This window comes from Streptomyces aureocirculatus (assembly GCF_000720475.1).
GTDB classification, from domain to species: Bacteria; Actinomycetota; Actinomycetes; order Streptomycetales; family Streptomycetaceae; genus Streptomyces; species Streptomyces aureocirculatus.
Genome location: NZ_JOAP01000070.1, coordinates 1 through 12,770, shown reverse-complemented (window position 1 = coordinate 12,770; position 12,770 = coordinate 1). Strand labels below are relative to the sequence as shown.

Genomic DNA, 12,770 nt, shown 5'->3' with positions numbered 1-12,770 from the left:
GCGAGCCGTCGCGCGGCGGGCGCCTCCGCCGGCACCGGACGCGGCGCCGGGTATGGCGCCGGGCACGGTCCCGACGCCGCCTCCGACGCCGACCTGCGTGCCCTGCTCGCCGCCATGCGGGCCGCCCGCGACGGCAACTTCACCAAGGCCCCGCACACCGGTTCCGGCGTGGTCGCGGAGCTGGTCACGGTGTTCAACGAGCTGGTGGACCGCTCCACGCACTTCGACCGCGAGCTGATCCGCGTACGCCGGGAAATGGTCCGCCACGGCCGGCTCGACGAGCGGTTCACGGCGAGCCCGGGGCAGGGAAGCTGGGCCACCCGCATCATCGAGGTGAACTCGCTCCTCGACTCCCTGGTCGCGCCCGCCACGAACGCGACCCGGGTCCTCAACGCCGTCGCGGGCGGCGACCTCACCCAGCGCGTAGACCTGCACGACGGCTCCCGCGAGCTGCGCGGCGACCTGCGCCGCCTCGGCCGCGCCGTCAACACGATGGTCGACCAGCTCTCCCTGTTCACGGGCGAGGTCACGCGCGTCGCCCGCGAGGTCGGCACCGAAGGGCGGCTCGGCGGGCGCGCCAAGGTCCGCGGCCTGTCCGGGAGCTGGCGGGACGTCACGGAGGCCGTGAACACCATGGCCTCACGGCTGACCGCACAGGTGCGTGACATCGCCCTGGTGACCACGGCCGTGGCGCAGGGCGACCTGACCCGCACGGTCACGGTCGAGGCCACCGGTGAGCTGCTCGAACTGAAGCTCACCGTGAACACCATGGTCGAACAACTGTCGGCATTCGCGGCGGAAGTGACCAGGGTGGCGAGGGAGGTCGGCACCGAGGGGCGGCTCGGCGGGCGGGCGCAGGCCCGCGGGGTCTCGGGCGTGTGGAAGGACCTCACGGACAACGTCAACTTCATGGCGTCGAACCTCACCTCCCAAGTGCGCAACATCGCCCAGGTCACCACCGCCGTCGCCAACGGCGACCTGAGCCAGAAGATCACGGTCGACGCCCGCGGCGAGATCCTGGAGCTCAAGGACACCGTCAACACGATGGTCGACCAGCTCTCCGCGTTCGCCGACGAGGTCACCCGCGTGGCCCGCGAGGTCGGGACCGAGGGCAACCTCGGCGGTCGCGCCCACGTACGCGGTGTCTCCGGGGTGTGGAAGGACCTCACCGACAACGTCAACTTCATGGCGGACAACCTCACCTCGCAGGTCCGCAACATCGCCCTGGTGTCGACGGCGGTCGCCCAGGGCGATCTGTCGAAGAAGATCACGGTGGAGGCGAAGGGCGAGATCCTGGAGCTGAAGTCGACGATCAACACGATGGTCGACCAGCTCTCCGCCTTCGCCGACGAGGTGACCCGCGTGGCACGCGAGGTCGGCACCGAGGGCAACCTCGGCGGTCAGGCGCAGGTGCGTGGCGTCAGCGGCGTCTGGGAGGAGCTGACGGACAACGTCAACTTCATGGCGTCGAACCTCACCTCCCAGGTGCGCAACATCGCCCAGGTCACCACCGCCGTCGCCAATGGCGACCTGTCGAAGATGATCACGGTGACGGCGCGCGGTGAGATCCTGGAGCTGAAGGACACCGTCAACACGATGGTGGAGCAGCTCCGCGCGTTCGCCGACGAGGTGACCCGGGTGGCCCGCGAGGTCGGCACGGACGGCAGGCTGGGCGGCCGTGCCCAGGTCCTCGGCGTGTCGGGCGTGTGGAAGGACCTCACCGACAACGTCAACTACATGGCGGACAACCTCACGGGACAGGTCCGCAACATCGCGCAGGTCGCGACCGCGGTGGCCCAGGGCGACCTGTCGAAGAAGATCGACGTGGACGCGCGGGGCGAGATCCTGGAGCTGAAGACCACCATCAACACGATGGTGGACACGCTGTCGTCGTTCTCCTCCGAGGTCACCCGGGTGGCCCGCGAGGTCGGTTCCGAGGGGCAGCTCGGCGGTCAGGCCCGGGTCGAGGGCGTGTACGGCACCTGGAAACGCCTGACCACGAACGTGAACGAACTGGCGCTGAATCTGACCACTCAGGTCCGCGCGATCGCCGAGGTCGCCTCCGCGGTGGCGCAGGGCGACATGTCCCGCTCCATCACCGTGGAGACGCGCGGCGAGGTCGCCGAGCTCAAGGACAACATCAATCTGATGGTGTCCAACCTCCGCGAGACCACACGCGCCAAGGACTGGCTGGAGTCGAACCTGGCCAGGCTCGCGGGCCTGATGCAGGGCCACCGGGACCTGATGGAGGTCGCGGACCTGATCCTGCGCGAGCTGACCCCGCTGGTCAACGCCGGGTACGGCGCCTTCTTCCTGGCCGACCCGGACGCCGACGGCACGGTGCCGCTACAGACCTCGCCCGCCAAGGGCCTCGCCTTCATCGCCGGGTACGGCTCCGCCCGGGACCGCGGCACCGAGGAGGGCTTCCTGGTCGACACCGGGGGCATGCCCGCGCACGGCCTGGTGCGGCAGGCGGCCCTGGAGAAGAAACGCATCCTCCTCGACGAGGTGCCGCCGGACTACATCAAGATCCATTCAGGGCTCGGGGACGCCTCACCGGCCAGCGTCGTCATCATCCCGATCCTGTTCGAGGACAAGCTGCTCGGCGTCATCGAGCTGGCCACGTTCTCCCGCTTCTCCGACGTCCACCTGGCGTTCTTCGACCAGTTCGTGAACACCATCGGCGTCGCCATCAACACCATCATCGCCAACTCCCGTACGGAGTCGCTGCTCAGCGAGTCCCAGCGGCTCGCCACCCAGTTGCAGGAGCGCTCCGACGAGCTCCAGCGCCAGCAGGCGGAGCTGCGCCGCTCGAACGCCGAACTGGAGGAGAAGGCGGCCCTGCTCGCCACCTCCTCGCAGTACAAGTCGGAGTTCCTCGCGAACATGTCGCACGAGCTGCGTACGCCGCTGAACTCCCTGCTCATCCTGGCCCGGCTGCTCTCCGACAACCCCGACGGCCATCTCTCCGACCAGGAGGTGCAGTTCGCCACCACCATCCACCGCTCGGGCTCGGACCTGCTCCAGCTCATCAACGACATCCTCGACCTGTCGAAGATCGAGGCGGGCCGCATGGACGTACGCCCCAAGAAGCTGCCGCTGATCAAGGTCCTGGACTATGTGCACGCCACGTTCCGCCCGCTCACGCTCGACCGCGGGCTCGCCTTCGACGTGGACGTCGGCAACGACGTACCGCGTGAGATGTTCACCGACGAGCAGCGCCTCCAGCAGATCCTGCGCAACCTCCTGTCGAACGCCGTCAAGTTCACCGGCAACGGCCGCGTCGAGCTGCGCGTCCAGCATGTCGACCAGTCGTCCGACCCGCTCATGAGCGACCGCGGCGACGTGGTGAGCTTCACCGTCAGGGACACCGGCATCGGCATCCCGCCCGATCAGTTGCCGGTCATCTTCGAGGCGTTCCAGCAGGTCGACGGCACCACCAACCGCAAGTACGGCGGCACCGGCCTCGGCCTGTCCATCAGCCGCGAGATCGCCGGGCTGCTCGGCGGCCGCATCACTGCCGAGAGCAGGCCCGGCGAGGGCTCCACCTTCACGCTGTACGTCCCCGTGGTGCACCCGGGCCACGGCGCGGCGGCCGTGGCGTACGCCTCCTCGCGCACGCTCCCCGCGCCCACGCCCCACCCGCACAGCGTGGCGGAGGCCGCGGACACCGTGCCCGAGCCGGACGACAACTGGCCCGCGCCGACCAAGCTGGAGGCCTGGAAGGAGGGCCGGGCGGGGCAGACCCTGCCGGGCCGGCGGGTGCTGATCGTCGACGACGACATCCGCAACGTCTTCGCGCTGACCCATGTCCTCAGCCGGGTCGGCCTGGAGGTGCTCTACGCCGAGAACGGCCGCGAGGGCATCGAGACCCTGGAGCGCAACCCCGACACCGATCTGATCCTGATGGACATCATGATGCCGGAGATGGACGGTTACGAGACCATCGCCGCCATCCGCCGCACCCCACGCTGGACCGGCCTGCCCATCGTCGCGCTGACCGCCAAGGCCATGCCCGGCGACCGCGAGAAGGCGATCTCGCAGGGCGCCACCGACTATGTGCCGAAACCGGTGGACGTGGACCAGTTGCTCACCGTCGTCTGCTCGCTCCTGGACCCCGAGGGTGCGGCCGCCTACAAACAGCCCGTCGCCCAGGAAGAGCCCGCGGAGCCCGACGCGCCCGCGGCGCTCGCTCCGGCCCTCCCGTCCGCGGCCCTCGACTCCTTCGAGGGCCCTGAGACCCCAGACGACCCGGAACAGCAGGCCACACCAGGGGAGACGGCTGTTCCGCCCACGACCGAGTGAGGCACTTGCCACCATGAGCACAAAGGCGGCGCCCGAAAGCCGCGCGAGCATCCTCCTTGTCGACGACATGGAGGACAACCTGATGGCCCTGGAAGCGGTCCTCGGCTCCCTCAACGAGCCGCTCGTGCGGGCCAGGTCCGGGGAGGAGGCGATGAAGGCCCTGCTGCGGCAGCGCTTCGCCGTGATCCTTCTGGATGTCCGGATGCCGGGCATGGACGGCTTCGAGACCGCGACCAACATCAAACGGCTCGACCAGACGAAGGACGTGCCCATCATCTTCCTGACGGGCACCGACAACGACGCGGGCTATGCCTTCAGGGGCTACGCGACGGGCGCGGCGGACTATCTCACCAAGCCCTTCGACCCCTGGGTGCTGCGTGCGAAAGTCACCGTCTTCCTCGAACTGCACCGCAAGAACCAGCAGCTCGAGCGGTTGCTGGCGCGCGAGCAGGCACAGTTCGACGAGCTGTCCGCCCGGCTCGCCGTGGTCGAGCGGCACATGGCGGCGAGCAGCCTGAACGACGTACTCGAACTGCGCCACCACGTCACGCACATGGAGGAGCTGCTGCGGGAGATGCGGCGCGGGCGGGCCGGGTGAGCGGCCCGGCGCGGTGAGGCCGGGCGGAGGCCCGGCGCGGGGAGGCCCGGCGCGGAGAAGCCCGGCGGGGGCCCGGCGCGGGCGGGCCCGGTCGTCGGGCCGCCCGCGTCGTCGGGTCCGGGGTCAGGCCTCGCGCGAGCCCGCGTACATCTCCTCGATGAGCTCCTTGTACTCGCGTTCCACGACCGGCCGCTTCAGCTTCAGGCTGGGGGTCAGCTCGCCGTGCTCGACGTCGAGGTCCCGCGGCAGGAGCTGGAACTTCTTGATCGTCTGCCAGCGCTGAAGACCGTCGTTGAGCTGCTTCACATACCCCTCGACCAGCGTGATCGTCGCCTGGTCCGCGACCACCTCGGCGTACGGCTTGCCGCCGAGGCCGTTCTCCTCGGCCCAGGCCATGATGGCCGGTTCGTCGAGGGCGATGAGGGCGGTGCAGAAGTTCCGGTCGGCGCCGTGCACGAGGATGTTGGAGACGTACGGACACACGGCCTTGAACTGGCCCTCGACCTCCGCCGGCGCGATGTACTTGCCGCCGGACGTCTTGATCAGGTCCTTCTTGCGGTCGGTGATCCGCAGATAGCCGTCGACGGACAGCTCACCGATGTCCCCGGTGTGGAACCAGCCGTCGGACTCCAGGACCTCGGCGGTCTTCTCCGGCTGGCCGTGGTAGCCCTCCATGATGCCGGGGCCGCGCAGCAGGATCTCGCCGTCGTCCGCGATCCGCACCTCCAGGCCGGGCAGCGGCTTGCCGACGGTTCCGGTGCGGTAGGCCTCGCCGGGGTTCAGGAAGGACGCGGCGGAGGACTCGGTGAGCCCGTAGCCCTCAAGGATGTGGATGCCCGCGCCCGCGAAGAAGTACCCGATCTCGGGCGCGAGTGCCGCGGAGCCCGACACCGCCGCCCGCAGCCTGCCGCCGAAGGCCTCGCGGAGCTTGGCGTAGACGAGCTTGTCGGCGACCTTGTGCCTGGCGCCGAGCCCGAACGGCACCGAGGCGACGCCGGTACGCCGGAAGTTGTCCTGACTGGTCTTCGCGTACTGCCTCGCGACCTCCGCCGCCCACTGGAAGATCTTGTACTTGGCGCCGCCACCGGCCCGCGCCTTGGCCGCGGCTCCGTTGTAGACCTTCTCGAAGATGCGCGGCACGGCGGCCATGTACGTCGGCTGCACCACCGGCAGATTCTCGATGATCTTGTCGACGCGGCCGTCGACGGCGGTGACGTGCCCCAGCTCGATCTGGCCGCTGGTCAGCACCTTGCCGAAGACATGCGCGAGCGGCAGCCACAGATACTGCACGTCATCGGCGGAGAGCAGCCTGATGGCCGCGATGGCCTTGGCCATGTACGACCAGTTGTCGTGCGGAAGCCGCACGCCCTTGGGGCGCCCCGTGGTCCCCGACGTATAGATGATGGTCGCGAGATGATCGGACCGGATCGCTTCGATGCGCTCCTGGACCGCGACCGGGTTCTTCTTCAGATACGCGGCGCCGCGGGCCTCCAGGTCGGCGAGCGTGAGGACCCACCCCTCGGGGTCCTCCGCTGCGGGCTTGACGCCCTCGGCGTCGAAGACCACCACATGCTTCAGCTCGGGCAGGTTCCCCCGCTGCTCGCGCGCCTTCGTCAGTTGCTCGGCGTTGTCGGCGATCAGGACCCGGCTGCCGGAGTCGCCGAGGATGAACGCGGACTCCTCGGCGTTGGTCTGCGGATAAACGGTCGTGGTGGCCGCGCCGGCGCAGAGGATGCCGAGGTCGGCGAGGATCCATTCGACGCGCGTCGCGGAGGCGAGGGCCACCCGGTCCTCGGGGCGCAGGCCCAGGTCGACGAGGCCGGCCGCGATGGCGAAGACCCGGTCGGCGGTCTCCGTCCAACTGAGCGACTTCCAGTCGTCGGGCCCCTCGCCCCATGCCGCGGGGACGGGATAGCGGTAGGCCTCGGCGTCCGGCGTGGCCGCCACCCGCTCAAGGAGGAGGTGCGCCACGGAGGGCGGTCGGTCATCGATCAAAGTCTGTGTGTCGCTCACGACATCCTCCGGGCCCGCGATGGTGCGTGCGTCTGTCCTTATGGCTGGCTGGCTGCCCAATCACTGATTACGGCTACCACGCTCGCGCGCCTCTTCCGACGCTTGTTTAACTTGCGAGTAACCTCCGAGCAGTGATCAGAGTAAAGGCCGGGCGGCCGGTGCGTAAGAGGCTGCCGCCTGTCACTTCGTACGGGTTCTTTCTCACAGGGGGCGCGGGGTGGCTCGCGCCGGGGCGCGTGGGCGTGGGGCGCCCCGGGCGCGGGGGCCGCGGGGCGGGCCGGGGGCGCGGGGACGGGAAGAGTGCCTGGCCGGGGGGCGTCTCAAGGCCGTGGGGACGGCAAGAGCGCCTGACCGGCGGGGCGGGCAGACGCTCTTGCGTGGGGCGGTGCGCGGCGGTACGCGGCGGCTACTTCTTCTTGGCGGAGCTCTCGTCGCTGGAAAGCACCGCGATGAACGCCTCCTGCGGGACCTCCACGGAGCCGACCATCTTCATCCGCTTCTTGCCTTCCTTCTGCTTCTCCAGCAGCTTGCGCTTACGCGAGATGTCACCGCCGTAACACTTGGCGAGGACGTCCTTGCGGATGGCGCGGATGGTCTCGCGGGCGATGACCCGGGAACCGATGGCGGCCTGCACGGGCACCTCGAAGGCCTGCCGCGGGATCAGCTCGCGCAGCTTGGCGACGAGCCGCACCCCGTACGCGTACGCCTGGTCCTTGTGCGTGACCGCGGAGAAGGCGTCGACCTTGTCCCCGTGCAGCAGGATGTCGACCTTGACCAACTGGGCGGACTGCTCGCCGGTGGGCTCGTAGTCCAGCGAGGCGTACCCCCGCGTCTTGGACTTGAGCTGGTCGAAGAAGTCGAAGACGATCTCGGCGAGCGGCAGCGTGTACCGGATCTCGACGCGGTCCTCGGAGAGGTAGTCCATGCCGAGCATGACCCCGCGCCGGTTCTGGCACAGCTCCATGATCGAACCGATGAACTCGCTGGGCGCGAGGATCGTGGCGCGCACGACGGGCTCGAAGACCTGGTCGATCTTGCCCTCGGGGAACTCGCTCGGGTTGGTGACCGTGTGCTCGGTCCCGTCCTCCATGATCACGCGGTAGACCACGTTGGGGGCGGTGGCGATCAGGTCGAGCCCGAACTCGCGCTCAAGGCGCTCACGGATCACGTCCAGGTGCAGCAGGCCGAGGAAACCGACGCGGAAGCCGAAGCCGAGCGCGGCGGACGTCTCGGGCTCGTAGACGAGCGCGGCATCGTTGAGCTGCAGCTTGTCCAGGGCCTCGCGGAGGTCCGGGTAATCCGAGCCGTCCAGCGGATACAGACCCGAGAACACCATCGGCTTGGGGTCCTTGTAGCCGCCGAGCGCCTCCGTGGCGCCCTTGTGCAGGGAGGTGATCGTGTCACCGACCTTGGACTGCCGGACGTCCTTGACGCCGGTGATGATGTAGCCCACCTCACCGACGCCGATGCCGTCCGCGGCGGTCATCTCCGGCGACGAGACACCGATCTCGAGCAGCTCGTGCGTGGCGCCGGTGGACATCATCCGGATCCGCTCACGCTTGTTGAGCTGGCCGTCGACGACTCGTACGTACGTGACCACGCCACGGTAGGAGTCGTAGACCGAGTCGAAGATCATCGCGCGGGCGGGCGCGTCCGCGACGCCGACCGGCGGCGGCACCTCGGCGACGACCTTGTCGAGCAGCGCCTCGACGCCGAGCCCGGTCTTGGCGGAGACCTTGAGGACGTCATCGGGGTCGCACCCGATGAGGTTGGCCAGCTCCTCGGAGAACTTCTCCGGCTGCGCGGCCGGAAGGTCGATCTTGTTGAGGACCGGAACGATCTTGAGGTCGTTCTCCATGGCCAGATACAGGTTGGCGAGGGTCTGCGCCTCGATGCCCTGGGCCGCGTCGACGAGGAGGACCGTGCCCTCGCAGGCCGCGAGCGAACGCGAGACTTCATAGGTGAAGTCCACGTGGCCGGGGGTGTCGATCATGTTCAGGATGTGCGTCCTGGCCTGATCCGGGCCCTCGGTCGGGGCCCAGGGCAGACGCACCGCCTGGGACTTGATCGTGATACCGCGCTCGCGCTCGATGTCCATGCGGTCGAGATACTGGGCGCGCATCTGCCGCTGCTCGACCACACCGGTGAGCTGCAGCATACGGTCGGCGAGCGTGGACTTGCCGTGGTCGATGTGCGCGATGATGCAGAAATTGCGGATCAGAGCCGGGTCGGTACGGCTCGGTTCGGGCACATTCTTAGGGGTCGCGGGCACGCAGGGTCCTGTCTCTTGAGGCGCCTTATGCCTCGGGTCGGATCGATACGTAGCCTCCATCGTCCCATGGGTGGGCCGCGGGGACCGGTTTGGGCCGGTCGGACGGCGGCTGGTACCGTAGGTAGCTGTGTCTCGTAGCCCTCTCAGCGCGAGGCGCTTGTCAGAAAACTCGGCAGTACCTGAACCTGAGAAGGCTCTTTCGTGGCGAACATCAAGTCCCAGATCAAGCGGAACAAGACCAACGAGAAGGCGCGCCTGCGCAACAAGGCCGTCAAGTCCTCGCTGAAGACCGCTGTCCGCAAGGCCCGCGAGGCCGTTGCCACCGGCGACACCCAGAAGGCGACCGAGCTGTCCCGTGAAGCCGCGCGCCAGCTCGACAAGGCCGTCTCCAAGGGTGTCATCCACAAGAACCAGGCCGCCAACAAGAAGTCGGCGCTTGCTTCGAAGGTCGCGACCCTCAAGGGCTGAGCAGTGATGTGACCGCTGGCCGGACCAGAGCGGGCCCTCTCTCTTCCGCTCCCGCCCAGCACCCCGATCCACACGCGGCCTGCGTTCGCCACGCGGGTGTGGATCTTTCAAGAGCTTGAACCCGGGACCCCCGTGTTTTGTCCTTTGTCAGGACGGGACGCGGGGGTTTTGGGTTTTTTGGGGGTTGGAGGTTTTTTGGGGGTTAGGGGTTTTGGGTGCTGGGGCCCGGGGGCGGGGTGCTGGGGTTTCCGGGCCCGGGGTGCGGGGCCCGGGGAGCAGGGTGCTGGGGGCTTGGGGGCTGGGGTTCTGGGGCTTGGGGCCTGGGTTCCGGGGCCTGAGGAGCGGGGTGCTGGGGCCCAGGGTTCTGGGGCTTGGCGGCTGGGGTTTTGGGGCCTGGGAGCCTGGGGCCCGGGGCTCCGTAGGTACGGGGTCCGGGGCGGAGCCCCGGTTTCGGGAAGGGGCGGGCTTGGGGAAGAAAAAATCCCGCCGCAACGGCGCGCAACCACAAACGAGAGCCCCGGCGGTGCCAAGACTCCGAGCCGAGCCATCGAGCTGACGAGCCGGTGAACCGGGCGGCCGGTAGCCGAGCTGGACCGGTGAACCGGGGGGCGGGTCGGGTCGGGTCGGTGGGCCTACCCCCGGCGGGACCGGGCCGCCCGGGCGATGGCGACGACCGCCTTCTCGAGGGCGTACTCGGGATCGTCCCCACCCCCCTTGACCCCCGCGTCAGCCTCCGCACAGGCCCGCAGAGCAACAGCAACCCCGTCCGGGGTCCACCCCCGCATCTGCTGCCGCACCCGATCGATCTTCCAAGGCGGCATCCCCAGCTCACGAGCAAGATCGGCGGGCCGCCCGCCCCGGGCCGAGGACAGCTTGCCGATGGCCCGCACCCCCTGCGCCAGGGCCGACGTGATCAGCACGGGCGCGACCCCGGTCGACAGGGACCACCGCAGGGCCTCCAGGGCCTCCGCCGTCCGCCCCTCCACGGCCCGGTCGGCCACGGTGAAACTGGAGGCCTCCGCCCGCCCCGTGTAGTACCGCCCGACCACCGCCTCGTCGATCGTGCCCTCGACGTCCGCGACGAGCTGCGCCGCCGCCGACGCCAGCTCCCGCAGATCACTGCCGATGGAGTCGACAAGGGCCTGACACGCCTCGGGCGTCGCCGACCGCCCCAGGGCACGGAACTCGCCCCGTACGAAGGACAGCCGGTCCGCCGGCTTGGTCATCTTCGGGCAGGCGACCTCCCGCGCCCCCACCTTGCGCGCCGCGTCGAGCAGTCCCTTGCCCTTGGCGCCGCCCGCGTGCAGCAGCACGAGCGTGATCTCCTCGGCCGGCGCCCCCAGATACGCCTTCACGTCCTTGACGGTGTCCGCCGTCAGGTCCTGCGCGTTGCGGACGACGACCACCTTGCGCTCGGCGAACAGCGAGGGACTGGTCAGCTCCGCGAGGGTGCCCGGCTCCAGTTGGTCGGGCGTGAGGTCACGCACGTCCGTGTCGGCGTCCGCCACCCGCGCGGCGGCGACGACCTCCTGCACGGCACGGTCGAGCAGCAGATCCTCCTGCCCCACGGCGACCGTGACAGGAGCGAGCGGGTTGTCGTTTGCGTTCTTCCTGGCCATCGCCGCCAAGCATCCCACGCCCCACTGACAGCCCGTCGCGCCCCGATCCGCCGGTACCGGAGAATGGGCAGGTGACCGACGTACGACATGTCCTGGTGCTGCCCGACCGCGATGCCGCGGAACAAGTCGCCGAAGAGCTCCCCGACCGTTTCGGTGTCCGCGAGGAACCCCAGCTCGTCCGCGACGCCCTCGCCGGCGAGGACGACGCCGAGGACGCCCAGTGGCTGGTGGTCGTCGAGGACCCCGAGCGGCGCCTGGACGCGACGGGACTGGACGCGCTTGCAGCCGAGTTCGAAGGCTGGCTGGAGGCGCCGTGATCCGGCCCTCGTGACTCCCCGGCCCTCGTACCGCCCGCCCTTCGGTCTGCTCAGCTCTTGGGCAGGACCTGGATGTCGAGCTCGATGGTGATGCTGGCGCCGACCGCCGCGATGCCACGGGCGAGCATCGTCTGCCAGGTGATGGTGAAGTCGTCCCGGTGCAGCTCGGTCGTCGCCCTGCACGCGGCCCGCGTCTCGCCCTCCAGGCCGTGCCCGACCCCGAGGTACTCCGTGTCAAGGGTGACCGTCCGCGTCACACCGTGCAGCGAGAGCGCCCCGGTGATCGCCCAGCGTGTACCGCCCTTGTGCACGAACCGGTCGCTGTAGAACTCCATCGTCGGATACCGCGCCACGTCCAGGAAGTCCCCCGAGCGCAGGTGGTCGTCGCGCATCTTCACGGCCGTGTCGATGGAGGAGGCGTCGATCACGACGTGCATCGCGGAGTCCTCCATCCGCTCGGCAAGCCGTATCGCCCCCGCGAACGTGTTGAACCGGCCGCGGATCCGGGCCAGGCCGATGTGCCGCGCCGTGAACGCGATCGATGAGTGCAGCGGGTCGAGGTCCCAGTCCCCGGGCTCGGGCAGCGCCGCGAGCTGCGCGATCTGGAGCGTCACATCCCCCATCGACGCATGCGCACCCTCACCCACCGTGATATTCGCCCGGTACGGGGTGAACCCCTCCGCCGACACCGCCAGGCGGTACTCCCCCGTCGGCACCGTCGCGACGAACGAACCGAACGGGTCCGTACCCCCGGTGACGACCTTGCGGCCCATGGTGTCACTGAGGGACAGCTCAGCGTGCTGAACCGGCTCGTTGACCGGGTCGAGCACCCGACAACTGAGCACTCCCGCGCCGGTGGGCACCGTCACCGCCGACAGCAGCCCGGACCTCCCGCCTCGGCCCGAAAGATTTCCCAGCCATCGGCCGAACACTGCGACACACCCCCGAGGACCTTGACAACACAACACCTGCAACGAAGAGGCATTCGATCACCGTTGCGGCTTTCGATGCAAACGCGCACAGTTCAGCAAGAACGTTGCGGAAATGACCGGACCACCCCAGACCACCCCCACTGTCCCCCTGACCCGAATTAATCGTTCCGCCCCACTTCGCCTTGCCACCCCCTCCCTCCCACGGTTACCGACCGTAACCATTTCCCTCCCCGCCCCCTCCCCTCC

General features: G+C 69.2%; 8 protein-coding genes. 4 read left to right on the top strand and 4 right to left on the bottom strand.

Annotated elements, in window-relative coordinates; translation table 11 throughout:
* Nucleotides 1–114: 114 nt before the first annotated feature.
* Together IG78_RS0137730 and IG78_RS0137725 are read left to right on the top strand one after the other, a co-directional pair.
* Entirely contained in the window at nt 115–4,305 is a 4,191-nt protein-coding gene (locus tag IG78_RS0137730; RefSeq protein ID WP_078965829.1) for a HAMP domain-containing protein, read from the top strand.
* 13 nt (nt 4,306–4,318) lie between these two features.
* A complete protein-coding gene (locus tag IG78_RS0137725; protein ID WP_030573095.1) occupies nt 4,319–4,903 on the top strand; it encodes a response regulator in 585 nt (194 codons plus the stop codon).
* A 123-nt stretch (nt 4,904–5,026) separates the two neighbouring features.
* Here IG78_RS0137725 and IG78_RS0137720 read toward each other — a convergent pair whose 3' ends face one another.
* A complete protein-coding gene (locus IG78_RS0137720; RefSeq protein ID WP_030573091.1) occupies nt 5,027–6,916 on the bottom strand; it encodes an AMP-dependent synthetase/ligase in 1,890 nt (629 codons plus the stop codon).
* Nucleotides 6,917–7,322: 406 nt separating this feature from the next.
* Nucleotides 7,323–9,188 carry a translation elongation factor 4 gene (lepA, locus tag IG78_RS0137715; protein WP_030573088.1) on the bottom strand — a complete coding sequence of 622 codons (1,866 nt, stop codon included), beginning with the start codon at nt 9,186–9,188 and terminating at the stop codon, nt 7,323–7,325.
* 201 nt (nt 9,189–9,389) lie between these two features.
* Between lepA and rpsT the strand changes: the two genes are divergently transcribed.
* Nucleotides 9,390–9,656, top strand: a complete 267-nt coding sequence (gene rpsT, locus IG78_RS0137710) for a 30S ribosomal protein S20 (protein WP_030573086.1) — start codon at nt 9,390–9,392, stop codon at nt 9,654–9,656.
* Between the two features lie 632 nt (nt 9,657–10,288).
* On the opposite strand, the gene holA is transcribed toward rpsT, so the two are convergent.
* Nucleotides 10,289–11,275: a DNA polymerase III subunit delta gene (holA, locus tag IG78_RS0137705; protein WP_030573084.1), complete on the bottom strand. Its 987-nt coding sequence runs from the start codon at nt 11,273–11,275 to the stop codon at nt 10,289–10,291.
* Between the two features lie 71 nt (nt 11,276–11,346).
* On the opposite strand from holA, the gene IG78_RS0137700 reads away from it, so the two are divergent.
* On the top strand, nt 11,347–11,592 hold the full coding sequence (locus IG78_RS0137700; RefSeq protein WP_030573079.1) for a hypothetical protein: 246 nt from the start codon (nt 11,347–11,349) through the stop codon (nt 11,590–11,592).
* 50 nt (nt 11,593–11,642) lie between these two features.
* On the opposite strand, the gene IG78_RS0137695 is transcribed toward IG78_RS0137700, so the two are convergent.
* Complete coding sequence (locus IG78_RS0137695; protein WP_030573077.1) at nt 11,643–12,524, bottom strand: YceI family protein; 882 nt, start codon at nt 12,522–12,524, stop codon at nt 11,643–11,645.
* Between the last annotated feature and the right edge of the window lie 246 nt (nt 12,525–12,770).

Bases quoted from the DNA above. Each gene is read 5' to 3' on its own strand.
- holA (WP_030573084.1), bottom strand. From the start codon at position 11,275: ATGGCCAGGAAGAACGCAAACGACAACCCGCTCGCTCCTGTCACGGTC.
- IG78_RS0137730 (WP_078965829.1), top strand. From the start codon at position 115: ATGCGGGCCGCCCGCGACGGCAACTTCACCAAGGCCCCGCACACCGGT.
- IG78_RS0137725 (WP_030573095.1), top strand. From the start codon at position 4,319: ATGAGCACAAAGGCGGCGCCCGAAAGCCGCGCGAGCATCCTCCTTGTC.